Origin of the sequence: Fictibacillus sp. 5RED26 (assembly GCF_015903895.1) — a bacterium.
Classification (GTDB): Bacteria; Bacillota; Bacilli; order Bacillales; family Fictibacillaceae; genus Fictibacillus; species Fictibacillus phosphorivorans.
This window is the reverse complement of record NZ_JACZDU010000004.1, coordinates 348,556-373,252: the sequence shown is the minus strand read 5'-3', so window position 1 is coordinate 373,252 and position 24,697 is coordinate 348,556. Positions and strand designations below refer to the sequence as shown.

Below are 24,697 nucleotides of genomic sequence, written 5' to 3'. Positions count from 1 at the left end.
GGGTGGGGGGATCGGCTTTGTTTGAAAGAGATATATTTCATCATTATCAACTAGTTTGTGAAGACAGAAGATCTGAATCAGGTTATCGGACCTTCTATTGCAAAGGAAATCAATACATCGTGATACCGCAGCAGCAAATGTCTTATGAGAAACTGCAAGAAATGATGTATATCAGTGATTATTTACAGCAGCGTGGAGAAGAGAACATTCCTGTTCTGCAGCCTACGATCACCAATATGCCTAGCGCTTATGTAGATGGTGAGTCTGTTATCATTTTTAAAGTTGAGCTTAAAAAAGGGGAAAATCGTAATATTGAAATGGGCTCTGAACTAGCAGAATTTCATAAGCGAGGAAAAGGGCTTGAACAGTATTATCCCGTTGAACAAATCGCATACGGACAATGGCCGTTATTATGGATCAATCGTGTGGATGAAATGCATAACCGATATGCAGAAATATCAGCCAGAAAGCAAAAGAACGATTTTGATCAATTATTTTTGACTACATTTCCTTATTATGAGGGAATGGCAGAAAATGCAATTCAATATATTACGGATTACCAACTAGAGAGAGGACCTAAAGGAATAGGTTCTGCTGCAATTTGTTACGATCGATTCAGTGAGCGGTCATGGATTCGGACGTCTAACAGTTTTGTGAAACTGCCTGTGGGCTGGGTGATCGATAGTCCGATGAGAGACCTTGCAGAATGCATCAGGGAGAAGATCTATCAGCCAGAATTCAGAAGTCACGAAGTATTGCAGTTGATCGACGAATATGAAAAAGTAAAGCCATTATCTAAAGGGGCTTGGAGGCTTCTATACGGCAGACTCCTCTTTCCTTCACAGTACTTTGATACGGTTGATGAACATTATAATAATGAGAGAGATATTGGAAAAGAACTGTATGTTCGCCGCTTTACTGACTTAATCTCGTATGAAAAGCAAAATGAATACTTCTTAAAAAGCTTTTACAGATCGATCGGTCTTCCGGTTCAAGAGTTAAATATTCCAATGGTCGATTGGCTCGTTCCCATGATCTAATGAAAGAGGTAGCTCAAAAAGTAAGATTTTTGAGTTATACCTCTTTTTTCTGTTGGTTACTTGTTGGTCTTTTTCATATCTTCTAATAGATTATTGCTTGTGTAGGTTCTTTTTCCCTTCATCTGCAAGTTGATTGGAGCGCAAGGTTGCCGACTCCTATGGGACGAGCGGTCAGGTGGAGACACTTAATGGCGCATAGTGGCAAGTGGCTCACCGTTCGCCCCATGGAAAGCGAGCAACCTGGAGCGGAAATCAACCTACTTTCGAAGACAACAATGTAATTAAAACCACCATTCACAAGTACCATTTCTTTATTTTCTCACTTTCCCATGAGAAAATAGCAAGCAGGGAGTGAAAGCGTATGCAAAAACCTTATGTTTTTATTACACGAAAATTACCGAAAGAAACGGTTAGTCAACTAGAGCAAATTGCAGAGATCAATATGTGGCCACATGAAGAAAAGGCAGTTCCACGTGAAGTACTTTTAACCGAAATCAAAAAAGCTGATGGACTGCTCACGATGCTATCAGACAAAATCGATAGCGAATTACTTGATGAAGCATCTTCAGTAAAAGTAATTGCCAATCTAGCAGTTGGCTATGACAACATCGATGTCGAAGCCGCAAAACAAAAAGGGATAACGGTTTGTAATACACCAGATGTATTAACAGATTCTACGGCGGATTTAGCATTTTCTCTAATTCTTGCAACAGCGCGCAGAATCGTTGAATCAGCAAATTATGTGAAAGAAGGAAAGTGGAACAGCTGGGGACCTCTATTGCTTGCTGGAGCAGATGTTCATCATAAAACAATCGGTATTGTTGGAATGGGAAGAATCGGTGAAGCCGTAGCGAGACGAGCAAAAGGCTTTGATATGAAAATTTTATATCATAATCGAAATCGTAAGCCCGATGCAGAAATCTTACTCGGCGCAGAATACAAAGAATTTCATGAGCTCTTAAAGCAATCAGATTTTGTTGTCTCTCTTGCACCATTAACATCTGAGACAAAAGGAATGTTTAATGAAGAAGCGTTTCAGAGTATGAAGAATAGCTCGATATTCATTAATGCAGGCAGAGGGGCGACGGTTGATGAATCTGCGCTTATTGAGGCATTACATAACCAGGAAATCGCGGGTGCAGGGCTTGATGTATTTCAGCAAGAGCCAATTGAAGTCGATCATCCTCTTCTGTCGATGAAACAAGTGGTAGCCCTACCTCACATCGGAAGTGCAAGTGTGGAAACAAGAATGAAGATGGCTGAACTTGCATGCAGAAACATAACCAATATATTGGATGGAAAAGGCGCAGAAACGCCTGTTACATAAGGAGGTACAAGATGTATCGTTCTTTAGAAGGTAAAACAGCCATTGTTACGGGAGCAAGCCGTTTAAACGGAATTGGCGCAGCCGTTTGTGTTGAGCTTGCAAAAAGAGGAGCTAATATTTTCTTTACGACTTGGGGTACATATGACACAACCATGCACACAGGTGACCATACAAATGACCCAGAACAGCTTGTGGAGAAACTAAAAAATTTCGGAGTAAAATCTTTGTATGAAGAAATTGACCTTAGTGCTGCAGAAGACATTCCGAAACTTCTAGATAAAGTTGAAAGTGAATTAGGAGTAGCAAGCATACTTGTGAATAACGCCTGTATGTCACAAAATCACAGCTGGGAAGATACAACAAGTGAGATTTTAGATGCTCATTATGCAATCAACATTCGTGCAACAACTCTTTTTAGTATAGAGTTTGCCAAGCGTTTTACAGGGGACAGAGGAAGTATCGTTCATCTAACATCCGGCCAGTCGAAAGGTCCGATGCTTGGAGAATTGGCTTATGCTGCTACAAAAGGAGCCGTAGACGCGTTAACGATATCTTTAGCTGCTGAAATCGGACATAAAGGAATTACTGTTAATGCAGTGAACCCTGGTCCAACAGATACGGGCTGGATCAACCCGGATTTAGAAAAAATTCTTCTGCCTAAGTTTCCTGGAGGAAGGATCGGAAAACCAGAAGATGCGGCAAGGTTAGTCGCATTTTTAACAACACCAGAAGCAGAGTGGATAACCGGACAGATCATCCATTCAGAGGGTGGATTCTTAAGACAATAGAAACATTTTTGAGACTGGCTTTAGTGGTATCTAAGTGTACCCAAAAAGTCAGTTTTTTTATTAAAATTAAATTATTTATAAATATACTATTGAATTAATTTTTATACAGTCCTATAATGAACCATAACTTATTTAAGGAGTGATGGAATGAGAGCAGGAATTATTGGTGTAACCGGATATGGTGGGATGGAACTTTTCCGGCTGCTATCGGCACATACGGAGATTACCGAAGTTGTTCTCTATTCATCCTCTAAAGCGGGTAATGAGCTTTCAGAAGAAATTCAGCATCTGTCTCATGTTCATGATCAGAAGCTAAGATCACTGAAACAACTGCCGACCGATGGCCTAGATTTCGTATTTTCCTCCGCACCGAGCGGCGTTTCATCAGAGTTTCTTCCTTCGCTACTCGATGAGAACTTGAAGATCATTGATCTAGCAGGGGATTTTCGTTTAAAAGATGCAGATACCTATCGAGCGTGGTACAAAAAAGAGCCTCCTCCACAATCACTCGTGAATGATGCAGTATACGGATTAACAGAATGGAAGAGAGAAGAGGTACAGAATGCGAAGCTGATCGCAAATCCAGGATGTTATCCAACCGCAGCTCTCCTAGGTATTCTCCCATTACTAAAAGAAAACGTGATCCATCCATCTTCACTCGTGATTGATGCAAAGAGCGGAATTTCTGGAGCGGGTGCAACGCCTGGTAAAGCAACGCATTTTGCACAAGTAAATGATAGCTTCGGCATCTACAAGGTCAATCAACATCAGCACATTCCAGAGATCGAGCAAACGATACAGTCATGTACGGATACGGAAACGAAAATTACATTCAATACACACCTTGTTCCAATGACAAGAGGCATTATGACTACGATGTATGCGGAACTCACAGATTCAGTTACCTCTTCATCTGTAAAAGAAATCTATGAATCTTATTACGACAGTGAATACTTCGTCAGGGTTCATAATGAAAAAGCAAATCTGTTTACAAAACAAGTATACGGATCCAATTTTTGTGATGTTACGTTTGCCGTTGATGAGCGTACAAACCGTATCACGGTGATCTCTTGTATTGATAATTTATTAAAAGGAGCTGCAGGTCAAGCGGTTCAAAATATGAATGTGATGTGCGGAATGGAAGAAACTAAGGGATTAAAGTCTTCGCCGATGTTCCCTTAACTAGAGGAGGCAGTATATGCAGGCAACAAAAGCAACGATTCAAAAGGTAACAGGTATCAACATCGCGACGCCAAAAGGATTTTATGCAAGCGGACTTCATTGTGGTGTGAAACATAAAAAGCTCGACTTAGGATTGTTGTATAGTATTACTCCGGCGAATGCGGCAGGTGTTTATACAACGAACCAAGTACAGGCAGCACCACTAAAAGTTACTCAGAATAGTATCTCTCAAGAAGGCAAGCTTCAAGCGATCATCGTGAACTCTGGAAATGCAAATGCGTGTACAGGAAAAAGGGGCTTGAATGATGCTCGGCACATGCAGATTCAGACGGCCGAAAAGCTGGGTATTCCTCCGCACTATGTTGGAGTTGCCTCAACTGGCGTAATCGGTGAACATCTGCCGATGGATAAGATATCAACGGGTATTGAAAACCTAGTATTAGATTCTGAGTTAAAAGGCTCGATTGATTTTGCTCAATCCATTTTAACGACAGATACTGTTTCCAAGAATACAGCTTACTCGTTGAAAATTAATAATAAGAATATAACGATTGCAGGTACGGCAAAAGGATCGGGGATGATACACCCCAATATGGCTACGATGCTGGGCTTTATCACGACAGATGCGGCTGTCCAACAAGATGATCTCCACGAGGCTTTGTCATTTGCTGTAGAACGTACGTTTAACTGTATTACTGTTGATGGTGATACATCGACGAACGACATGGTACTCATGCTCGCAAACGGAATGGGTGAGAATGAAGAGTTAAACAAAGACCACCCTGAGTGGGAACTATTCTTAGATGCACTCGTACTCGTTTGTGAAGATTTAGGCAAACTTATTGCGAAAGATGGGGAAGGTGCGAGCAAGCTGATTGAGGTTCAAGTTAGCGGAGCAGCATCCGATAAAGATGCGAGAATCATAGCAAAAACGGTAGTAGGTTCTCCCTTAGTGAAGACTGCTGTGTTTGGCTGCGATGCCAACTGGGGCAGAATTCTTGCTGCAGCTGGATATAGCGGAGTTTCGTTTAATCCGGACGTTGTAAAAATACAGATTGGTGAGCATGAAGTCGTAGTAGATGGAGAGCCAGTTCTATTTTCAGAGGAAAAAATTCGCAACTATTTAAAAAGCCATGAAATTCACATCTCAGTCGAACTATCAGAAGGTTTTGGAAGTGGAAGAGCGTGGGGATGTGATCTCACGTATGATTATGTTCAGATTAATGCAAGTTATCGTACCTAAATGGAGGCGAGTGTTGTGTTTCATGTTGTGAAAATTGGAGGAAGTACGCTAGCTAACTTACAACCTGCTTTTTTTGAAGTTTTAAAAAATAGGATTCAACAAGGTGAAAAGATCGTTATCGTTCACGGAGGAGGGCCGGAAATCAATAAAAAGCTGTCAGAATCGGGGTTGCCGTTACAAATGAAGAATGGCATCCGAGTAACAAGCCCAGAATCACTTTCCTATGTGAAAACAGCGTTAAAGGACATTACCAACAAAAATCTTGTAGAGAGATTAGATAACGAAGGCATATCAGCTCAAGGACTTTCTGGAGCAGAGAATTCCTTACTCACTTGTGATTTTTTAGATAAAGAGAATTATGGTTGGGTTGGAAGTATACAGAAAGTAAATACAAAGATTATCCAAAACGTGTTAGATGCTGGCAAGGTCCCAGTCATTGCTTCTCTAGGTGTAACAGAGTCGGGTGAAACGGTTAATATTAACGCAGACACAGCGGCAGGAGAAACAGCAGCTTCTTTATCTGCTGAGTCGATCTGTTTTGTTACAGATACCCCTGGTGTTTCAGTGCTTGGAGAGTGGATGGAATGCTTAACGATCGCTGACATTTTTACAAGTATTGTCGAAGGACACATAAAGGGAGGCATGGTACCAAAGGTTGAAGCGGCTATAAAATGTCTCGATTTAAACATCAAGCAAGTACGAATCACCGATCAAACTTTGTCAGGAACAGAGTTGCTTAAGGAGGTATTGATCACATGAGTGCACTTTTTCCAACATATAAAAGAAAGCAGATACAACTTAAAAAAGGAAACGGAAGTTATGTATATGACCAAGACAATAAAAAGTATCTAGATTTCACGAGCGGGATAGCTGTTACAAGTCTAGGACATTGTCATCCTGAAGTGGTTGCAGCGCTTCAAAAACAGAGCGATTGCATTTGGCATACTTCCAATCTGTTTGAAATCCAACAGCAAGAGCAGCTCGCTCTTACACTTGTAAAGCACACGCATTTGGATTTAGCTTTCTTTTGCAATAGTGGTGCGGAAGCAAACGAAGCTGCAATCAAGCTGGCTAAGAAATTTACAAAGAAAAATAAGATCATCACGTTTAACGATTCATTTCACGGTCGAACGTTCGGTTCTATGTCGGCGACTGGTCAACAGAAGATAAAAGAAGGGTATGGACCCCTCGTGTCAACATTCATACACCTGCCATGGAACGATATTGAGCAACTGAAGAATCAAGCAGACAACGACACAGCTGCAATCATGATGGAAGTCATCCAGGGAGAAGGCGGTATCAAAATCGCTGACTTAGATTTTTATAAGGAAGTGCAAGAAATCTGTGAGAAGAACGATATTCTACTGATTATAGATGAAGTTCAAACGGGTATCGGCAGAACGGGAAAAAGATATGCCTATGAACACTTCGGATTAGATCCAGATATCGTTACCCTTGCTAAAGGACTAGGAAATGGTTTTCCAATAGGGGCTATGCTAGGTAAAAGAAAACTAGCTGAAGCGTTTGGACCAGGAAGTCATGGAACGACGTTTGGAGGTAATCCTCTTGCTTGTGCAGTCAGCCAAAGTGTTTTGAATATCATCTTTGATGACGAATTCTTAAATGAGGTTGATCGTAAGGGTAAGAACTTTAAAGAGCAATTAGAGAAGCACTTAATAAAATTTTCATCTGTAAAAGAAATAAGAGGAGAAGGATTATTGATAGGAATTGAGTGTGAGAACGCCGGAGAACTCATAATAAACATAGAGAAACAGGGCTTATTAACCGTTCCTGCAGGCGAGCACGTTATTCGATTATTACCTCCGTTAAACGTTACGGATGAAGAGTTATCGCTCGCTCTAAACACGATTCAAAGAGCATTTAACAACAAGTATGAAACAGTGACCTAAATGAAAGGCGCTATTTTTTTACACACAAATGAATAAAAATACAAATAAATATAAGTTTTATACAAGGAGAGGAACGTATTATGAAAGGCTGTATAACACTATCTAACGGTAATACATTCGATGGTGACTGGATTAGTGATAACCAATATGGTTCAGGTGAAATTGTATTTTATACAGGGATGACTGGATACGAACAAGTTTTGACTGATCCTTCCTATCAAGGACAGATCGTCGTGTTTTCTTATCCTTTCATCGGAAATTATGGATTTGATCCTAAGAGTATGGAATCCGCAAAAATCCAAGTAGCGGGAGTAGTTATGGCAGATTGCTTTGGATTTGCTGCAAAAGGAGGCCGCAAATCGATCGTGGACTTGTTAAATGCATATCAAATCCCTGCACTAAAGAATGTAGATACGAGATCTCTTATTCAACAAATTCGCATAAAAGGATCTTTGCCTGCTGTTATGCATGTACCAAGTATCTCTCCTGATTCTTTTAGTCTAGAAGAATATTGGCCAGCGACATCAATGGAAAAGACAGGTTCAGGAGATACACATATAGTATTGATCGACTTCGGATATAAAAAGTCGATTGCTGAAGCTCTTGTTAACGAAGGGTGTAGCGTAACAATTGTTCCTTTTGATCAAGAGTTAAACGATATCGAAAAATTGAATCCTGATGGCTTAGTTTTTTCAAACGGTTCTGGTGACCCTATGAGGTTCTCTAACTATTTTCATCGTTATAAAAATCTGGCCATGCGCTATCCGACATTAGGCATCTGTCTTGGTCATCAGATCCTGGCTTTATCATTCGGTGGTGAGACACAGAAGCTGAAATTTGGTCACCGTGGTGCGAATCAGCCGGTTATGAACTTGAAGACGGGTAAAGTATCAATGAGTTCTCAAAATCATAGCTATGTCGTTCAAAAAGAAAGTTTAGCAGAAACAGGCTTTAACATCTGGTTTGAAAATGTGAACGATGGAAGTGTTGAGGGATTGTGGCATCGTTCATTTAACGTTGCGAGTGTTCAATTCCACCCAGAAGCAGCACCGGGTCCGAACGAACATAAAGAAATCTTTCAAAATTTTATAAACAGTGTACAACATACAGAGAAGGTGAGAAGTTATGCCTAAACAACAAGACATCAAGAAAGTGCTCGTGATCGGATCAGGACCGATCGTAATCGGGCAGGCCGCAGAATTTGACTATTCCGGAACACAAGCATGTAAAGCATTAAAAGAAGAAGGGATCGAAGTGGTCCTGATCAACAACAATCCTGCTACGATCATGACGGACAACACGTTTGCAGACGTTATATACTTTGAGCCATTAACAGTAGAATATGCCGAACAGATTATTCTGAAGGAAAAACCTGATGGACTTCTAGCGACAGTTGGTGGCCAAACAGGACTTAACTTAGCAATGGAGCTTCATGAAAATGGGATATTAGCGAAATATGGAGTTCGACTTCTAGGTACAGACATTGACTCTATACAAAAAGCAGAAGACCGTGAGCTTTTTCGGTCATTGATGAAGTATCTAGGAGAACCTGTACCAGAAAGTGAGATTGTTACGTCAATAGATGAAGCGATCCATTTTGCTGAAGTGACGGGTTATCCCGTAATTGTTAGACCAGCATATACGCTCGGAGGATTTGGTGGCGGGATTGCTTCATCTAAAGAAATGCTGATCTCACTAGTCAAACAAGGTCTCTCGGCGAGTCCGATCAACCAATGTCTGATTGAAAAAAGTATTGCAGGCTACAAAGAGATTGAATATGAAGTGATGCGTGACAAGAACGGAACATGCATCACGGTGTGTAACATGGAAAACGTTGACCCTGTTGGTGTTCATACAGGTGATTCTGTAGTAGTAGCTCCTAGCCAGACGCTAACAGATGATGAGTATCAGTCATTAAGAAAAGCATCATTGACCATTATTTCTGCGCTTGAAATCGTAGGAGGATGTAATATACAGTTCGCGCTTCATCCAGATAACTCACAGTATTATTTGATCGAAGTGAATCCGCGTGTGAGCAGGTCATCTGCTTTAGCATCAAAAGCAACCGGATATCCGATCGCAAAGATTGCTGCCAAACTTGCCCTAGGGTATAACCTGCATGAATTGAAGAATCCAGTAACCGGAACGACCTTTGCGAGTTTTGAACCGGCGTTAGATTATGTAGCTGTAAAAATGCCAAGATGGCCGTTCGATAAGTTTCCTCATGCAGACCGAAACCTCGGAACACAGATGAAAGCGACAGGCGAAGTGATGGCGTTAGAGAGAAACATGGCTTCTGCCTTTCAAAAGGCGATTCGTTCACTCGAGCTGAAAACGAATGGCATGTATTTGAAAGAACTATTTGCACTAGATGAGGATACACTTCTTGATCTAGTCGTATCAGCAGATGATCGCCGCTTTTTCGTTGTGATGGAACTGTTGCGAAGAGAAGTTTCTTCAGACAAAATTCATGAATTGACTAAAATTACACCGTATTTTTTATCGGTATTTCAAGAGATGGTCTCTATGGACAATATGCTGCAAAAAACGGGATTAGAAAAAGTAGATAAACAACAACTGCAACTAGCAAAAAAATATGGTTTTTCAGATCGATACTTATCGAATATCTGGTCTGTTTCAGAAATAGAGGTACGCAACAAGAGAATAGAGTGGGGGATCACGCCGACATATAAGATGGTGGATACGTGTGCAGCAGAGTTTGAAGCAAAAACGACTTATTTTTATTCCAGCTGGAGCGGGAAGAGCGATAGAATCCCTGACACTAAGAAGAAGGTTGCCGTTATCGGGTCAGGTCCTATACGAATCGGGCAAGGCGTTGAATTTGATTATTGTTGTGTTCACAGCGCTATAGCTCTTCATTCATGTGGATATGAAGCGATACTGATCAACAATAATCCCGAGACAGTAAGCACGGATTATGAAGTATCTGACTCTCTATATTTTGAGCCTCTAACCTTTGAAGACATCAATCATGTTTTGGAGTTTGAAGGAATATCAGATGTCATTCTGCAATTTGGGGGCCAGACATCAATCAATTTGGCTAAAGAGTTAGAAGAGGCAGGATATTCTGTTCTTGGAAGTCCAGCAGATACCGTGGACCAAATGGAAGACAGAGAGCGTTTTTATCATTTTTTAGATGCATTAAATATTCCTAAAGTTCCTGGATTCTCGGCATTAAGTGAAAAAGAAGTCAAAGAATATGCAGGCAAACTAGGGTTTCCAATTCTTCTGCGTCCATCATACGTGATTGGTGGAAGCGGGATGAAGGTTCTTTATTCTGAAAGCGAACTAACAAGTTATCTGAACCATGAACAAGTGAATTATCCCGTTTTGATCGATACATTCTTAGAAGGAACAGAAGCGGAGGTAGATGTTTTAAGTGATGGTACAGAACTATTCATTCCAGGTATTTTCGAACATCTAGAAGGAACCGGGGTTCATTCAGGAGATAGTTTGACTGTTACACCACCGCAATCTTTATCTAACCATGTGATCGATCAAATAAAGTCGTACTCTAAAAAGATAGCACTAAACTTATCATATAAAGGATTATTTAATGTTCAATTTGCCATACAGAATGAGTGTGTTTATGTCATTGAAGTGAATCCAAGAGCATCTCGAACAGCACCGATCATGAGCAAAATCACGAATGTAAACCTTGTCCAGAAAGCAACACAATTGCTTCTAGGTCACTCATTACATTCACTGAACCTTGAACAAGAGCATAACGGACAACCAGAGATTACAGTAAAAGCACCTGTTTTCTCAACCATTAAACTGCCTGGTGTTTCCCCGGTGTTAAATCCAATGATGCTCTCAACCGGAGAAGTGATTGGAACGGATGCAGATTTTAATGGAGCTCTAGTGAAAGCTTTGAAAGGCTCAAGCCTTCAATTAGCAGATCTCTGGAATGATCATGGAAGTATTTTTGTGGAAGGAATCCTTGATGAAGCTGCTTCAAAAGCCTGGGAGGAATGTGGGTATACCGTCCTTACAGCAAATGATCTGACATTTGATGAGTGGTTAAAAACAGATAACAAAGTCATATATATAAACTTTTCGAATGATAGCGAAAGCCAGAATGCTAAACGTGCCGTATTAGAAAGAGTCCATGTACTAACAAGGAAAGAAACATCTAACGCTTATTTAAATGCGATACGCACCACGAATAAAATGAGAAAGGAAGTGCTGATCTGATGTCAATCGTACACCCTTTTCGACAAACGCGAACTCAGAAAGATTTTCTAACACTTATGGATTATTCTACATCTGAGATCATCGAATTATTGAACCTTGCGAAAGACTTAAAAAAACAAGGTCCATCTGCACCACCCTTATTAAAAGGAAAGATCTTAGGAATGATTTTCGAGAAATCATCTACACGTACTCGCGTTTCGTTCGAGGCTGCTATGCTGCAACTCGGCGGTCATGCGATCCATCTATCGACTCGTGATATTCAGATGGGTAGAGGAGAATCGATCTCAGATACAGCGAAAGTATTGTCCGGATACTTAGATGCTCTAATGATTCGTACGTTTCATCAATCCACAGTTGAAGAGCTTGCGCATAGTGGATCTATTCCTGTAATTAACGGACTTACGGATGATTTTCATCCGTGTCAAATACTAGCGGATCTTCTTACGATTTTAGAATATAAAGGATCATTCAAAGGGAAAAAGCTGGCTTATATTGGTGACGGAAACAATGTAGCGCACTCTTTAATGATTGGAGCTGCAAAAGTGGGGATGGATTGCACCATTATTTCACCTGAAAACTACGAACCGAAAGAAGAAATCGTTTCTTATGCAAAGGAAGTTGCGAAACAAAACGGCTCTGTTATCGAGGTAACTCATGAACCAGTTGCTGGTGTTAAAAATAGTGATGTTATTTACACGGATGTCTGGGCGAGTATGGGTCAAGAAGCGGAAGTGGAGGAACGTCTCGAACATTTTAAGGGTTATCAAGTGAACCGAGAGCTTGTGTCCTATGCAAAGAGTGATTTTATTTTCATGCATTGTTTGCCTGCGCATCGAGAGGAAGAGGTGACAGCGGAGATTATTGATGGTCCTCATTCTGTTGTTTTTCACGAGGCCGAAAACCGTCTTCACGCACAAAAAGCACTGCTTGTACGTTTGATGAGTTAAGTATAATGTAGTGAAGATTAGTGAGTGGTTGATTTCCGTTTCAGGTGCTCCCGTTCCGGGGGGGGCATGCGGTGAGCCACCTAGCGCTCTGCGCTGTTAAGTGTCTCACCTGTCCCGCTGATCCCCCCCCAGGAGTCTCGCCCTTACACTCCAATCAACTTGTCAATGAAGCTTCTTAAAGAACTCTTAATAGCGTTCAAATAATTTGTGCGAGTATACTAAATTACTACTTTCTATTGCAACTAAGTTTTAAAAAAACAAAAAAAGAAGCCGCTCTTCAAAAGAGCGGCTTCTTGCGTTTTTATTAAAATACTTGTTCTAATTCAACAACACCAGGAACTTCTTCAAGAAGTGCACGTTCGATACCTGCTTTTAGTGTGATTGTTGAACTTGGGCAGCTACCACATGCTCCCATTAGGCGTACTTTTACTACACCTTCTTCAATATCCACTAATTCCACGTCTCCTCCATCACGAAGAAGGAACGGGCGTAATTTATCAAGAACTTCTTCAACTTGTTCACGCATCTCTAAGTTTTGAGTTTCAGCCATAATAATCAAGGCTCCTTTCTTAAAAAGAACTTACTCTTAGTATACGGGATATGGAATAAAAAATCCATGAGCAAGCATCATGATATTTGCTCCTTTTTCTTTTTTGAAAAATAAGGTATGATGAAAACAAATAAGCGCATACATTGAGGTGATTCTTCATGAGTAACTCATTTAGTATTAAAGTATATGGAGCAGAACAAAAATGTGCCAGCTGTGTTCATCTTCCTTCAGCAAAAGAAACGGCTGAATGGCTAGAAGCAGCAATCTCAAGAAAGTTTCCGAACTTATTGTTTAATGTTCTTTATATAGACATGGAAAATACGGAAAATGAGATCGATCAGGCATTTTCAGAAAGAATTGTAGAAGAAGACCTTTTTTATCCTGTCGTTGTGATAGATGGAGAAGTAGTAGCAGAAGGTAATCCGAATTTAAAAACGATCTACGCAATTATAGAACAGAACGGTTATGGCGCTGTAAGTTAAGCGCCTATTTTTTTTATTTTGGGTTTGTACACACGCCTTGTTTTCTCTTAAGAATAAGATGTATAGAGAAAAAAGGAGGCAAATTGTATTGTTGAACCCTTTAAAAGGTAAAAGTCATAAAGATGAATCATCCTCATATGCAGGACATCATCACCATCATTATCATGATCTTTGTCTCGAGTACATGGGACAGAAGGTTACGATCGAATTGAATGATGGAAATGTATATCACGGTCAATTGCATAGCTATGATCAGGATAACATGTATATGATCATGCCAGGTGAGAACGCTGACCGTAATAGCCGTATCATTTTTGTCGGGCCGTTTTTTCCAGGCTTCGGAGTTTTTGGTTTTCCTTTTTACCGAATTCGTCGTTTTCGTCCTTATTATTGGTAAAAATAAAGAAAATACCCATGCTGCTGCATGGGTATTTTCTTATACTTGATATTTATACAACCATAGAATTCCTGATTTTAATAAGCGTGGCACTCTACCAATAAGAGCAGTGCTACCCATCGTACCAAATCCGCTCTTCTTACCAAGAGAACCCATAACTCCTTTTAGTTTAATCTCGTTCATCTCAGGAAGAGGCTGTTCGTTCCAACGAGCTAAAAGGACTTGAGAGATTTGTTCTGCTTGCTCCTCTGCTAATTGTGCACTTGGTGCATAAGGAAGGCTCGCGCAATCTCCAACAACGTATACATGCTCTTCGTTTGGAAGGTGATGATGTTCAGTTAGAACAACACGTCCTTGACTGTCTTTTTCAACATCTAAATCACGAACGATTCGGCTCGGCTGTATACCTGCCGTCCAAACGATAGCATCACACTCTACCTTTTCATCATGATTATAAAGAGCGCCTTCTTCAACCTTTGTTACATTTGAATTATTGATTACTTCAACACCGTGTTCAACGAACCAGTTTTGTACATAGTTGCTCAATCGCTTCTTATAAGCGGAAAGAATCATATCACCACGGTCAAAGAGTTTAATTGTAAGATCCGGACGGCTCTCACGAAGTTCAGATGCCAACTCAACTCCTGAAAGACCGGCACCAACTACTGCAACAACCGCATTAGCATGCAAGTTGTTTAGAATTTGATACGTTTGACGTGATTTATCAATAGTCTGAATGCTGAGCGTAAATTGGTCAGCACCAGGGACATTATGATATTTGTCTTCGCAACCTAGGCCGATAACCAAATCGTCATATGAGACTGCATCTTGATCTTTTAATAGAACTTTTTTTTCTTTTACATCAATTGCTGTAACTTCGCCGTATTTAATATTCAGGCGAGGGTGGTCTGGAAAGGTAACACGTACATGATGGTCAGATATCGTACCTGCAGCAAGTGCATAGTATTCAGTTTTTAAACAATGATAAGGTACACGATCAATAAGCGTAAGCTGAATGTTTTCAGGGAGGTCTGAGGAATTAAGAAGTCTCTTTAGCACACGCATATTTCCATATCCTCCGCCAAGTAAAACGAGGTGTTTCATTTGTCATTTCCCCTTTTCTTTCAAGACAATTCTTATCTGTTTTTAAAAATGCATATATTAGTAAATAACCTTAACTCGAAATAAGTAAACGATTACACGTTTTTGACATGTTTAAGTATAGCACTTTGCAACAATTTCACAACTCTTTTATAGAAAAAACACAGGAAGAATGAGTGTTTACATTGACTACAACTATAGAAACGGTTAGGATGGATTCATCAAGAGGTGAAGACGGAAATGAGACCGATTATAGAGTTTTGTGTAAGTAATTTAGCGAGTGGTGCACAAAAAGCGCTCGAAGAACTCGAGAAAGACTATGATCTAGACGTTATCGAGTATGGGTGTCTAGGCTATTGTGGACACTGTGCAAAGTCGATGTTTGCTCTCGTAAATGGAGATATCGTTCACGGAGAAACATCAGATGAACTTGTGAAAAATATTTACAATCATATAGAAGAAAACGGAATGTTTTAAAAAGCAGCTATTCTAAAAATGGGATAGCTGCTTTTTCTATGGATAAGGGAGTTATGATTGGGAAAAATATCTAGCATATAATTTTTTGAAAAACGATTGCATTTTTGTCGAAATTTGTTACATTAGAAAAGGGTCAGTCATTGGATGTCTGACAACTAACGTGCTAATAGTAAGCGTTTTCTTCCAAATTACAAAAGGGGTGTACGAATATGCAAATTTTATGGGGATTAGGTGGTATGCTCGTTCTTCTTGTAATCGCATTCTTACTTTCTCAAAATAAGAAAGCGATTAACTGGAGAACGGTAATCGGTGCACTAGCAATTCAAATTGCTTTTGCGTTGATCGTTCTTAAATGGGATGCTGGAAAACAAGCATTGCAAAGCGTCTCACAAAAGGTTTCAAACGTTGTGGCTTATGCGAACGAAGGAATTACTTTCTTGTTTGGAAGTATGATTCCAGCAGAAGGAAAAGGATTTATCTTTGCGTTTCAAGTTTTAACCGTTATCATTTTCTTCTCTTCTCTAATCTCAGTTCTTTATTACCTAGGCATCATGCAATGGGTTGTAAGAATTTTAGGGGGAGCATTATCTAAGTTATTAAAAACTAGTAAAGCAGAATCAATGAGTGCTACTGCAAATATTTTCTTAGGTCAGACAGAAGCACCTCTAGTTATTCGTCCATATATGAACCGTCTTACTCAATCTGAACTTTTTGCTGTAATGGTAGGTGGACTAGCATCAGTAGCAGGTTCTGTATTGATTGGTTATTACCTATTAGGAGTACCGTTAGAATACTTAATCGCGGCAAGCTTTATGTGTGCTCCTGCAGGACTTGCAATCGCTAAGATCATTGTTCCTGAAACAGAAGAGCCTGAAACAATGGGTGAGATCAAATTAGAACGTGATAAAGATACAGTAAACGTAATTGACGCTGCAGCAAAAGGTGCTGGAGATGGACTTCAAATCGCACTTAACGTTGGGGCAATGTTACTTGCATTCATCGCACTTATCGCTTTAGTTAACGGTATCCTTTGCGGAATCGGTGGCTGGTTCGGTTATGATATCACACTTCAACAAATTCTAGGTTATATTTTCGCTCCAATCGCATTTGTTATTGGTGTACCGTGGGAAGAAGCAGTTAAAGCCGGTACGTTCATCGGTCAAAAAATCGTATTGAATGAGTTCGTTGCTTATTCTTCATTCGCACCTCAAATTCCAGACTTAATGCCGAAAACAGTAGCGGTTGTAAGTTTCGCACTTTGTGGTTTCGCGAACCTTTCTTCGATCGCAATCCTTTTAGGTGGTCTTGGAGCAATGGCACCTACTCGTCGTCCTGACATCGCAAGACTTGGAATGCGCGCTGTAATCGCAGCTACAATCGCAAACTTACTAAGCGGTGCAATCGCAGGTATGTTTATTCTATAAAAATGGTTTCATTTTAAGATGTTCAAGCTAATGCTTGAGCATCTTTTTTTGTTAGGGAGGCTTTTAGCAGATAGCGTGCGGTGCAATTCTCTGTCACACTTGGGACATAGTCCCCTGAATAATACCAGCTAGGGTATCATCATCTATAATTAAGTCTAAGCAAACAAAATTGGGTCGAAATAAGACTTAATTAAGTCAAAACGGCGTTCAATTAAGTCTAAATTCAAAAATAAAGGCGGTTCGCTAAATTTCGACAAGCAATCTAACCGCCCGTCCAGCATAATACCCCTATCATGAACAATAAAAAAACCGCAGTGGGAATCATCCCCCCTGCGGTTTTATCTTCTATATTTAAGCCTGTTGAGCGATCTGTTTCATCACCCATGGCTGCATTCGGTTGTATAATGCTACGAATAACAGTGTAATTATTGTACCTTTTATCAAGTTAAACGGTGTTATACCTTTTAATATAAGATCAAGCATCATCTGGCTAGACATCGGATCAGCACCAAGGAACCACGTATAGGCTGGTAAGATGATTAAGTAGTTGAGCAGACCCATCATAAATGTCATCAAAACCGTTCCTAAGATCAAGCCCGCTGAAAGACGTTTAACAGAATTCTTTTTGCGGAATAAGTAGGATACTGGAAGAATGAATAGAATACCGGCCACAAAGTTTGCTAATTGGCCAACTGGTACTCCGGTAAAGCTTCCTACTATCCCGTAGTGTAGAACATTTTTTATGGCTTCCACCATAACTCCTGCCGCTGGTCCGAAAATGATTGCAGCTAGAAGTGCAGGCACCTCACTAAAATCAATCTTTAAAAATGGAGGTAACCCTGGGAACGGAAAGTCGAGCATCATCAGTACATAAGCAATCGTACTGAGCATCGATACCGCTACCATTTGTTTGATCTTTCCCTTTTGCATTGAAATCTCTCCTCTTTTGTGTTGCGCCATCTCATGATTTCGAATGCAGCACAGCCTGTTTCACACAAAAAATCCTTAGTCAGTTAATGAGACTAAGGGAGTTTGTAAGTATGATAAACAGCATGTAAAAGATGCACAAAATGGCATGCTTAAACAAAGGGTTCTAATTAGAGTTGAACCGCTGTACCTACATCTTCTCCCATCCAGACTATACTGTCGGCTCTGGAATTACACCAGATCAGCAAAAAAGAAAACTTTTTCGCTCACGGGCTGATGAAGAGGGAATCTTCATTTACCGCCGGTCGGGAATTTCACCCTGCCCCGAAGATGGATCGCTATTGTATTTTGTTACATCACCTATTATACTTTAAAAAATGTAAGTTGTGAACGAATATGCAATAACCATACCTTCCAAATAGAGGATGAACCGATATGAAATTAACATTTGAATATACATGGCCATATGAAAGAATGATGAAGGATATTTATATTTCGGAATGTCCGTTCTGCCAACGAGACAATGTATTGACTTCCTTTAAAGAAGAACAACTGAATCTTGCTCAAGAAGGAATTAAACAGATACTTATTATGCCTTGTTGTCATGGCAAGTTAACCATACTAAACGCCGACGATGATTATTTTTATACGGATGAAAAATTGAGAGGTCAATCATAAGGAGCAGGGTTAAGCGATGGATACGTTGAAATTCACAAAAATGCATGGATTAGGCAATAATTACATCTATATAAACATGTTTGAAGAGTGTATTGATGAAGCTGATCTGCCGAGGTTAGCAGCGGAAGTCTCAAATCCTTACACGGGCATCGGATCAGATGGGATGATTCTAATCTGCCCAAGCGAATTAGCGCCAGTTAAAATGAGAATCTTTAATAATGATGGTTCTGAAGCTAAAAACTGTGGTAACGGACTTCGATGTGTAGCCAAATATGCGTACGAAAACAGGTTAGTAACAGAAACCGAATTTCAGATTGAAACACTAGGTGGTTTAGTAACTGCAAAAGTAACAATAGGTAACAACAATAAAGTATCACTCGTTACGGTTAATATGGGTAACCCCATCCTTCGACCTCAAAAAATTCCTGTCACGGGATTTGACCACCTCCAACAAGTGGTGAATGAGGAAGTATCTTTTGATGGGACACCTTTAAGACTCACTGCTGTTTCCATGGGAAATCCACATGCCGTTTTCTTTGTGGATAATATTGAGAAAGCGCCTCTGCATTCGTTAGGACCAATCATCGAAAAAGATTCAATGTTTCCTGATTGGGTAAACGCAGAGTTTGTAGAAGTGGTGTCTAAAAGTGAAATGCACTTTAGAGTTTGGGAGAGAGGATCAGGTATTACACAAGCTTGTGGTACAGGAGCTTGTGCAGCAGCTGTAGCTGCCGTTCTAAACGAAGAAGCAGATAGAAATACGGATATTACTGTTCATTTAGCAGGCGGAGATCTCATCATTAACTGGAAAGATAATGGAGATATTTGGATGACTGGCCCAGCAGAAATAATCTGTACGGGTGAATATCATACTAATAGGTAGAAGGTGCACACATTAAGCCTACACCTACTAAAAAAGAAAGCAGAGATGCTTTCTTTTTTTAATCCTTAACTTCAGCCTGCTCACGATGTTGAACGATTTTCTCCGTATGTTCAATTCCCCATTGAAGCATGGACTTTATAATAGGGATCAGTGTTTCACCAAATGAAGTTAGAGAATATTCCACTTTCGGCGGGACTTGTTTATAAACTTCTCGGTGTATGATGCCGTCACGCTCTAATTCTCGTAGCTGTAGGGTAAGCATTCGCTGTGTAATTCCAGGGACGAGGCGCTTTAGTTCGTTAAAACGTATCTTGCCCTCGATCAAGTGATACAAAATAACGCTTTTCCACTTACCACCGATAATATCAAGAGTCGCTTCGACTGGACATGAATAGCCGTGAGATTGCCAATTGGAAAGGTCGAATTGTTGATTAGTCATTGAATGGCTCCTTTAGTATAAAAAATGATACTATGACACAAAAATGTGCGTACTTTTCATTTTTGTTATTACTTTTATAATATATTGTGTAGGATATCAAAACAACTTTAAATTACGTTCATAAATATTGAAGGAGAGATAAACATCATGAATAAAGAAGCTAAAAAACAAGAAATCTTAGAGGCATTTCAGTTCAGACATGCAACAAAGGAATTTGATCCAGAGAAAAAGATTTCAGATGAAGACTTTGAATTTATTTTAGAAACTGGACGTCTATCACCGAGTTCCTTCGGCTTTGAGCCTTGGCGTTTTGTTGTCATTCAAGACCCAGAGCTACGTGAACAGTTGAAACCTGTATCATGGGGCGCACAAAAACAATTGCCGACTGCGAGTCACTATATCGTGATGCTAGCACGTACGGCAGAAGATATGATGTACGATTCAGAATACATTGAGCATATCAAGAAAGATGTAAAGAATCTTCCGAAAGAAGCGTATGATGCGATCAGTGGGTTTTACAAGACATTCTTAGAATCTGACTTTAAGCTTCTTGGAAACGACCGCGCTATGGTCGATTGGGCAGCTAAACAAGTCTATATTGCACTAGGAAATATGATGACAGCTGCAGCGCAGATAGGAATTGATTCTTGCCCGATCGAAGGATTTGATCAAGAGAAAGTTCAGGCAATTTTAGAAAGAGAAGGAGTACTTCAAGGAGGAAACTTTGAAGTAGCGGTTATGGTAGGATTCGGCTATCGCGTAAATGAACCCCGTCCAAAAGTTCGTCAAGATATGAGCGATGTTGTGAAATGGATTGAGTAACGAACATAAAAAAGTGGAGGCACAATCGCCTCCACTTTTTAGTATTTTTGAATAATGTTATAAAATGTATCACGTTCTACAGGAACTTTGTTGGCTGTTTTGATCAAGTGAACAAGTTCTTTACGTGTAATCCCTGATGACGTTAATGCTCCAACAGCGTGAGAGATACGTTCCTCAATCAACGTTCCGTGGATGTCACTTGAACCGAACGTTAATGCCATTTGAGTTAACTGAACACCAATGTTGATCCAATATGCTTTGATATGGTCAAAATTATCTAGCATGAGTCGGCTGATCGCAATGGTTCTCATATCATCAAAAGCAGATGTTCTTCTCATCAATCCCATAGATTGTGTACGAGGCTGCATAGCTAACGGGATGAATACCATGAATCCGTTTGTTGAATCTTGAAGTTGGCGCAAGCGGTCCATATGAATGAGACGTTCTTCTTTCGTCTCAATAGATCCGTACAACATTGTTGCATGTGTTTTTAATCCTAAACCATGAGCGATTTCATGTGCTTCTAACCACTGATCAGTCGATGCTTTGTCTGGGCTCATTTTTAAACGGTAACGTTCGGTCAGAATCTCAGCACCACCACCAGGCAGGGTATCAAGACCTGCTTTAATCAACTCTTCTAATACTTCTTTCATAGAAAGTCCAGCTATTCTGGAGAAGAACTCGATCTCTGCACCTGTATATGCTTTAACCGTTACTTGTGGATAATGCTTTTTTAACGTTCGAATCGTATCTAGATAATAATCGAAAGGTACTTCATGATTATGGCCACCTACGATATGAAACTCTCTAATGTTATCGTTCCAGCGTTTTTCAACATAGCTCAAGAGCTGCTCATCGTTCATCGTATAAGCGCCTTCTTCACCAGGCTTACGTTTAAAGCCACAGAAACTGCAAGTAGCTTCACATACGTTAGTCGGGTTGATGTACAAGTTTTCAATGAAGTAAACGTTGTCGCCGTTCTTACGCTTATTAACCTCGTTTGCTAATGAAGCAACGCTTAGCAAATCATTCGTTTCATATAGAAATAATCCATCTTCAATCGAAAGACGCTCACCGTGAGTTATCTTCTCAGCGATTGCCTCCATACGCGTATCTAGCGTTAATATATTTGCCATTACTAATCCCCCTAATTTTTCAAATGAAATGTTCGGATGATGTACACAATTTTTTAAGAGATAGGCATAAAGCGACACTCTCTCTTTACCAAATTTATACGAATACTTATGTATTAAGAGAATTCAATACATGTCTTAATTGCATAATCATTATAATCCTATTCAAACTTTACGACAAGGGAAGCTGCTTTTACAGATATTAGCACATAAAAAGTTTAATTTTTTTATTAGTGACTCGTTGTCTAATAAATAGAAAAAATGTAAAATAAAAGGAACGGATATGTTGAAAACGAAGAGTGGAGTGACGAAAATGAAAGCCACAATACCAGCCGCTAGACTTGAAAAGATCGAACAATTAGAGGCATTGCGTAATAAAATGATACAGGCGGCGAACGTGTTAGGTCTGCAGCATCCAATGGTGTTAAAATATAGTAGAAAAATTGATGAGACACATAATAAGATTATGGAAATGCAGCAAAAAACCAACTAATCGAAAGCCGATTCCTTGAGGGCTTATTTAAGAGTCGTTATACTATAGATATAGATCCTTATAAGAGGAGTGATCACGATGATCGTTGAAATAACAGATAGTGCAGCGAGTCGAATTAAAGAAATGCTTGCTGATGAAGAAGATCAAAATCAATTTCTCCGTGTAGCGGTAAAAGGCGGCGGATGTACAGGACTTTCTTATGGCATGGGTTTCGATAGTGATAAAAGTGACTCAGACCGAGAAGAGATGATTGAAGGAATCCGCGTGGTTGTGGATGAAGAAAGTGCAAAAGTCCTAAAAGGAACAGTTGTCGACTTTAAACAGAACATGATGGGTGGAGGGTTTACGATTACAAACCCGAACGCAATCGCATCATGTGGCTGTGGATCTTCTTTCCGAACAGCGACAAACGCTGGAACACCAGAAGAGTGTTAAATAAAGTGCGATAATAAAAGCTCCTGCCTCTTATTCAAGAGGCAGGAGCTTTTTTGAGCTAAATGATATTAAAAATAAAAAGCACCCCAAGTATATCTGATAAAACAGCAGCACCGATAAGTAAGAATTTCTTTTGTTTGTGTTGCTCTTTTAAACCAAGAGGCATCAAAAAGGTACCAAGGATAAAGAAAACAATTCCAAGTATTAAATTAATCTCCATTATGTAAGTCTCCTTATCTAAAAAAAGATATAAGAAAACCCGGCGCGCCAACACCGGGTAAAAATTCATATGAGTCAGCGGCACTTGTCCGCCTCAAATACCATGATAACAGAACTAAAGGTTGCTAACCATATGCAATTTATTCCACTGTGTATTTTTCTAGATCTTGTAGCAACTCAGATAAACGTGGAATTTCTTTTTTCGTATCTTCTAGGAAAGATTCGTCTGATATATGAAGCTGATTGATGATCCTTTGCATTTCCTGAAGGCAGTCAGCAGCATGCATTTCCTCTTCAGTAAATTGTCTGTTCATATCTACTCTCTCCCTTATATGACTATTTGAATGATTGAAAATAAAAAGGCGCAGGAGCTTGTTACCCCGCGCCAATAAAAGTTTAGAATAAGCTAGTACTGTGTAAAGGTTGTGTCTTAGCGTTTGGATCGATGTATGATTTAGCATTGTTGATTGCCGTAGGCGCTTCACCAAAACCTGAAGCGATCAACTTTACTTTACCATCATACGTACATACATCACCAGCAGCATAAATCCCTTTTATATTTGTTTCCATTTTTGAGTTAACCACGATTGAGTTTTTTTGAATATCTAACCCCCATGTTTTAATTGGACCTAGAGAGGAGATGAAACCATAGTTTACAACTACAGCATCCACTTCAACGGTCTCTTTAACATCTCCATTCTCTAAAACAACAGCTGAGATATTCTCTCCATCACCGATCAACTCTGTAATTTGATAAGGGGTTTTAACTGCAACTTTTGAATTCATTAACTGCTCGACGCTATGTTCATGAGCACGAAACTTATCACGTCTGTGTGTTAACGTAACTTGTGGAGAAATAGGCTCAAGCATCAATGACCAATCAAGAGCTGAATCTCCGCCACCACAAACTAAAACGCGTTTTCCTGCGAATGCATTCAAATCATTTACGAAATAATGAAGGTTTTTCCCTTCGTATTGTTGAGCGGTTGCCAGTTCTAAACGACGAGGCTGGAATGCACCTACGCCTGCCGTAATTAAAACGGCTTTGCTGTAATGCACGCTTTTATCTGTTGTTAACTCAAAGATTTCTTCGCTTTTTTCAACATTTTGAACCGATTCTTCTAGAACGACTGTTGGGTTAAACTGCATCGCTTGCTCTTTAAGATTATTGACGAGTTCTTGAGCAAGTACTTTAGGAAATCCAGCAACATCATATATGTACTTTTCAGGATAAAGAGCAGATAACTGACCGCCAAGTTGAGGCATGCTCTCAATAATTTTCACCTTCATCTGACGCATGCCACCATAGAAAGCAGCAAACAAGCCTGAAGGTCCTCCGCCAATAATCGTAATATCGTAAATCTCTTTTGTCATAACTTTCACCTCTTCTAGATTTATGACTGACGAACATGTAATATGTTCTGACCAGAACGTGCTATCTCTCATTTTTACATTCTTGAAGGAAGCCCAAAGTCCTCTTTTTGTTTGTAGATTTTGACATTGTCAAACAACGTAATGAAAGGTACTTCACAATAGAAATTGAAACATCATCATAACGAAAAAAGGGTTGAAAAAACAAGAA

At 39.8% G+C, this 24,697-nt stretch carries 27 protein-coding genes and 1 riboswitch; of the genes, 19 read left to right on the top strand and 8 right to left on the bottom strand.

Going from position 1 to position 24,697, the window contains the following annotated elements:
- The first annotated feature begins 17 nt into the window (after positions 1–17).
- The 10 genes from yutH (at position 18) to argF (ending at position 12,655) form a co-directional block, all read left to right on the top strand.
- A complete protein-coding gene (gene yutH / locus IHV10_RS16745) occupies positions 18–1,040 on the top strand; it encodes a spore coat putative kinase YutH (protein ID WP_197132061.1) in 1,023 nt (340 codons plus the stop codon).
- Positions 1,041–1,401: 361 nt separating this feature from the next.
- Positions 1,402–2,367, top strand: coding sequence for a 2-hydroxyacid dehydrogenase (locus IHV10_RS16740; protein ID WP_197132059.1), 966 nt, complete (start codon positions 1,402–1,404; stop codon positions 2,365–2,367).
- A gap of 11 nt (positions 2,368–2,378) precedes the next feature.
- Positions 2,379–3,155: an SDR family oxidoreductase gene (locus IHV10_RS16735; protein WP_197132057.1), complete on the top strand. Its 777-nt coding sequence runs from the start codon at positions 2,379–2,381 to the stop codon at positions 3,153–3,155.
- A gap of 147 nt (positions 3,156–3,302) precedes the next feature.
- Positions 3,303–4,337 (top strand): N-acetyl-gamma-glutamyl-phosphate reductase, encoded by a 1,035-nt coding sequence (argC, locus tag IHV10_RS16730; protein WP_197132056.1) that lies wholly within the window; start codon positions 3,303–3,305, stop codon positions 4,335–4,337.
- 16 nt (positions 4,338–4,353) lie between these two features.
- Positions 4,354–5,580, top strand: a complete 1,227-nt coding sequence (argJ, locus tag IHV10_RS16725) for a bifunctional ornithine acetyltransferase/N-acetylglutamate synthase (protein ID WP_197132055.1) — start codon at positions 4,354–4,356, stop codon at positions 5,578–5,580.
- A 15-nt stretch (positions 5,581–5,595) separates the two neighbouring features.
- Positions 5,596–6,339, top strand: coding sequence for an acetylglutamate kinase (argB, locus tag IHV10_RS16720; protein WP_197132054.1), 744 nt, complete (start codon positions 5,596–5,598; stop codon positions 6,337–6,339).
- Positions 6,336–7,490: an acetylornithine transaminase gene (locus IHV10_RS16715; protein ID WP_197132053.1), complete on the top strand. Its 1,155-nt coding sequence runs from the start codon at positions 6,336–6,338 to the stop codon at positions 7,488–7,490. The genes argB and IHV10_RS16715 overlap by 4 nt, the downstream gene beginning before the upstream one ends.
- 80 nt (positions 7,491–7,570) lie before the next feature.
- Positions 7,571–8,623 (top strand): carbamoyl phosphate synthase small subunit, encoded by a 1,053-nt coding sequence (locus tag IHV10_RS16710; RefSeq protein ID WP_197132051.1) that lies wholly within the window; start codon positions 7,571–7,573, stop codon positions 8,621–8,623.
- Complete coding sequence (locus IHV10_RS16705) at positions 8,616–11,708, top strand: carbamoyl phosphate synthase large subunit (protein ID WP_197132049.1); 3,093 nt, start codon at positions 8,616–8,618, stop codon at positions 11,706–11,708. The genes IHV10_RS16710 and IHV10_RS16705 overlap by 8 nt, the downstream gene beginning before the upstream one ends.
- Positions 11,708–12,655 (top strand): ornithine carbamoyltransferase, encoded by a 948-nt coding sequence (gene argF / locus IHV10_RS16700; RefSeq protein WP_197132047.1) that lies wholly within the window; start codon positions 11,708–11,710, stop codon positions 12,653–12,655. The genes IHV10_RS16705 and argF overlap by 1 nt, the downstream gene beginning before the upstream one ends.
- A 304-nt stretch (positions 12,656–12,959) precedes the next feature.
- On the opposite strand, the gene IHV10_RS16695 is transcribed toward argF, so the two are convergent.
- The gene (locus IHV10_RS16695; RefSeq protein ID WP_066238880.1) at positions 12,960–13,205 is read right to left on the bottom strand and encodes a NifU family protein; all 246 of its coding nucleotides are present in this window, start codon (positions 13,203–13,205) and stop codon (positions 12,960–12,962) included.
- 158 nt (positions 13,206–13,363) lie between these two features.
- Here IHV10_RS16695 and IHV10_RS16690 point away from each other — a divergent pair, with 158 nt between their 5' ends.
- Together IHV10_RS16690 and IHV10_RS16685 are read left to right on the top strand one after the other, a co-directional pair.
- Entirely contained in the window at positions 13,364–13,687 is a 324-nt protein-coding gene (locus IHV10_RS16690; protein WP_144698327.1) for a YuzD family protein, read from the top strand.
- An 88-nt stretch (positions 13,688–13,775) separates the two neighbouring features.
- Complete coding sequence (locus IHV10_RS16685; RefSeq protein ID WP_197132045.1) at positions 13,776–14,084, top strand: LSM domain-containing protein; 309 nt, start codon at positions 13,776–13,778, stop codon at positions 14,082–14,084.
- A gap of 39 nt (positions 14,085–14,123) precedes the next feature.
- Here IHV10_RS16685 and IHV10_RS16680 read toward each other — a convergent pair whose 3' ends face one another.
- Positions 14,124–15,188 (bottom strand): NAD(P)/FAD-dependent oxidoreductase, encoded by a 1,065-nt coding sequence (locus IHV10_RS16680; protein ID WP_197132043.1) that lies wholly within the window; start codon positions 15,186–15,188, stop codon positions 14,124–14,126.
- Positions 15,189–15,425: 237 nt separating this feature from the next.
- On the opposite strand from IHV10_RS16680, the gene IHV10_RS16675 reads away from it, so the two are divergent.
- Entirely contained in the window at positions 15,426–15,662 is a 237-nt protein-coding gene (locus IHV10_RS16675) for a YuzB family protein (protein ID WP_191752119.1), read from the top strand.
- Between the two features lie 209 nt (positions 15,663–15,871).
- Positions 15,872–17,086 (top strand): NupC/NupG family nucleoside CNT transporter, encoded by a 1,215-nt coding sequence (locus tag IHV10_RS16670; RefSeq protein WP_197132040.1) that lies wholly within the window; start codon positions 15,872–15,874, stop codon positions 17,084–17,086.
- Between the two features lie 351 nt (positions 17,087–17,437).
- On the opposite strand, the gene IHV10_RS16665 is transcribed toward IHV10_RS16670, so the two are convergent.
- A complete protein-coding gene (locus IHV10_RS16665; protein ID WP_231618429.1) occupies positions 17,438–18,016 on the bottom strand; it encodes an ECF transporter S component in 579 nt (192 codons plus the stop codon).
- Between the two features lie 187 nt (positions 18,017–18,203).
- A riboswitch (FMN riboswitch) is annotated at positions 18,204–18,349 on the bottom strand.
- A 99-nt stretch (positions 18,350–18,448) separates the two neighbouring features.
- On the opposite strand from IHV10_RS16665, the gene IHV10_RS16660 reads away from it, so the two are divergent.
- Both IHV10_RS16660 and dapF read left to right on the top strand, forming a co-directional pair.
- The gene (locus IHV10_RS16660; RefSeq protein WP_197132037.1) at positions 18,449–18,691 is read left to right on the top strand and encodes a hypothetical protein; all 243 of its coding nucleotides are present in this window, start codon (positions 18,449–18,451) and stop codon (positions 18,689–18,691) included.
- Between the two features lie 16 nt (positions 18,692–18,707).
- Positions 18,708–19,574: a diaminopimelate epimerase gene (dapF, locus tag IHV10_RS16655; protein WP_197132036.1), complete on the top strand. Its 867-nt coding sequence runs from the start codon at positions 18,708–18,710 to the stop codon at positions 19,572–19,574.
- Positions 19,575–19,632: 58 nt separating this feature from the next.
- Here dapF and IHV10_RS16650 read toward each other — a convergent pair whose 3' ends face one another.
- A complete protein-coding gene (locus IHV10_RS16650; RefSeq protein ID WP_197132034.1) occupies positions 19,633–20,013 on the bottom strand; it encodes a winged helix-turn-helix transcriptional regulator in 381 nt (126 codons plus the stop codon).
- 147 nt (positions 20,014–20,160) lie between these two features.
- Here IHV10_RS16650 and IHV10_RS16645 point away from each other — a divergent pair, with 147 nt between their 5' ends.
- A complete protein-coding gene (locus IHV10_RS16645) occupies positions 20,161–20,835 on the top strand; it encodes an NAD(P)H-dependent oxidoreductase (RefSeq protein ID WP_197132032.1) in 675 nt (224 codons plus the stop codon).
- 38 nt (positions 20,836–20,873) lie between these two features.
- Here the strand turns inward: IHV10_RS16645 and mqnE are convergent, their stop codons facing one another.
- Positions 20,874–21,971, bottom strand: a complete 1,098-nt coding sequence (gene mqnE / locus IHV10_RS16640; protein WP_197132030.1) for an aminofutalosine synthase MqnE — start codon at positions 21,969–21,971, stop codon at positions 20,874–20,876.
- A 310-nt stretch (positions 21,972–22,281) separates the two neighbouring features.
- Between mqnE and IHV10_RS16635 the strand changes: the two genes are divergently transcribed.
- Complete coding sequence (locus tag IHV10_RS16635; RefSeq protein ID WP_197132028.1) at positions 22,282–22,461, top strand: aspartyl-phosphate phosphatase Spo0E family protein; 180 nt, start codon at positions 22,282–22,284, stop codon at positions 22,459–22,461.
- A 78-nt stretch (positions 22,462–22,539) separates the two neighbouring features.
- Complete coding sequence (locus IHV10_RS16630) at positions 22,540–22,896, top strand: HesB/IscA family protein (protein WP_197132026.1); 357 nt, start codon at positions 22,540–22,542, stop codon at positions 22,894–22,896.
- A gap of 58 nt (positions 22,897–22,954) precedes the next feature.
- Here the strand turns inward: IHV10_RS16630 and IHV10_RS16625 are convergent, their stop codons facing one another.
- From IHV10_RS16625 to IHV10_RS16615, 3 genes are all read right to left on the bottom strand, one after another.
- On the bottom strand, positions 22,955–23,116 hold the full coding sequence (locus IHV10_RS16625; RefSeq protein WP_197132024.1) for a hypothetical protein: 162 nt from the start codon (positions 23,114–23,116) through the stop codon (positions 22,955–22,957).
- A 139-nt stretch (positions 23,117–23,255) separates the two neighbouring features.
- The gene (locus IHV10_RS16620; RefSeq protein WP_197132022.1) at positions 23,256–23,429 is read right to left on the bottom strand and encodes a hypothetical protein; all 174 of its coding nucleotides are present in this window, start codon (positions 23,427–23,429) and stop codon (positions 23,256–23,258) included.
- Positions 23,430–23,511: 82 nt separating this feature from the next.
- On the bottom strand, positions 23,512–24,489 hold the full coding sequence (locus IHV10_RS16615) for an NAD(P)/FAD-dependent oxidoreductase (RefSeq protein ID WP_197132019.1): 978 nt from the start codon (positions 24,487–24,489) through the stop codon (positions 23,512–23,514).
- Positions 24,490–24,697 lie beyond the last annotated feature (208 nt).

Coding starts and splice junctions, on each gene's coding strand:
- IHV10_RS16690 (WP_144698327.1), top strand. CDS start 13,364: ATGAGTAACTCATTTAGTATTAAAGTATATGGAGCAGAACAAAAATGT.
- IHV10_RS16715 (WP_197132053.1), top strand. CDS start 6,336: ATGAGTGCACTTTTTCCAACATATAAAAGAAAGCAGATACAACTTAAA.
- argC (WP_197132056.1), top strand. CDS start 3,303: ATGAGAGCAGGAATTATTGGTGTAACCGGATATGGTGGGATGGAACTT.
- dapF (WP_197132036.1), top strand. CDS start 18,708: ATGGATACGTTGAAATTCACAAAAATGCATGGATTAGGCAATAATTAC.
- mqnE (WP_197132030.1), bottom strand. CDS start 21,971: ATGGCAAATATATTAACGCTAGATACGCGTATGGAGGCAATCGCTGAG.
- IHV10_RS16695 (WP_066238880.1), bottom strand. CDS start 13,205: ATGGCTGAAACTCAAAACTTAGAGATGCGTGAACAAGTTGAAGAAGTT.
- IHV10_RS16740 (WP_197132059.1), top strand. CDS start 1,402: ATGCAAAAACCTTATGTTTTTATTACACGAAAATTACCGAAAGAAACG.
- IHV10_RS16680 (WP_197132043.1), bottom strand. CDS start 15,188: ATGAAACACCTCGTTTTACTTGGCGGAGGATATGGAAATATGCGTGTG.
- IHV10_RS16615 (WP_197132019.1), bottom strand. CDS start 24,489: ATGACAAAAGAGATTTACGATATTACGATTATTGGCGGAGGACCTTCA.
- IHV10_RS16620 (WP_197132022.1), bottom strand. CDS start 23,429: ATGAACAGACAATTTACTGAAGAGGAAATGCATGCTGCTGACTGCCTT.
- IHV10_RS16645 (WP_197132032.1), top strand. CDS start 20,161: ATGAATAAAGAAGCTAAAAAACAAGAAATCTTAGAGGCATTTCAGTTC.
- IHV10_RS16705 (WP_197132049.1), top strand. CDS start 8,616: ATGCCTAAACAACAAGACATCAAGAAAGTGCTCGTGATCGGATCAGGA.
- IHV10_RS16710 (WP_197132051.1), top strand. CDS start 7,571: ATGAAAGGCTGTATAACACTATCTAACGGTAATACATTCGATGGTGAC.
- IHV10_RS16625 (WP_197132024.1), bottom strand. CDS start 23,116: ATGGAGATTAATTTAATACTTGGAATTGTTTTCTTTATCCTTGGTACC.
- IHV10_RS16675 (WP_191752119.1), top strand. CDS start 15,426: ATGAGACCGATTATAGAGTTTTGTGTAAGTAATTTAGCGAGTGGTGCA.
- argJ (WP_197132055.1), top strand. CDS start 4,354: ATGCAGGCAACAAAAGCAACGATTCAAAAGGTAACAGGTATCAACATC.
- IHV10_RS16735 (WP_197132057.1), top strand. CDS start 2,379: ATGTATCGTTCTTTAGAAGGTAAAACAGCCATTGTTACGGGAGCAAGC.
- IHV10_RS16635 (WP_197132028.1), top strand. CDS start 22,282: ATGAAAGCCACAATACCAGCCGCTAGACTTGAAAAGATCGAACAATTA.
- IHV10_RS16670 (WP_197132040.1), top strand. CDS start 15,872: ATGCAAATTTTATGGGGATTAGGTGGTATGCTCGTTCTTCTTGTAATC.
- IHV10_RS16630 (WP_197132026.1), top strand. CDS start 22,540: ATGATCGTTGAAATAACAGATAGTGCAGCGAGTCGAATTAAAGAAATG.
- IHV10_RS16660 (WP_197132037.1), top strand. CDS start 18,449: ATGAAATTAACATTTGAATATACATGGCCATATGAAAGAATGATGAAG.
- IHV10_RS16665 (WP_231618429.1), bottom strand. CDS start 18,016: ATGCAAAAGGGAAAGATCAAACAAATGGTAGCGGTATCGATGCTCAGT.
- IHV10_RS16650 (WP_197132034.1), bottom strand. CDS start 20,013: ATGACTAATCAACAATTCGACCTTTCCAATTGGCAATCTCACGGCTAT.
- argF (WP_197132047.1), top strand. CDS start 11,708: ATGTCAATCGTACACCCTTTTCGACAAACGCGAACTCAGAAAGATTTT.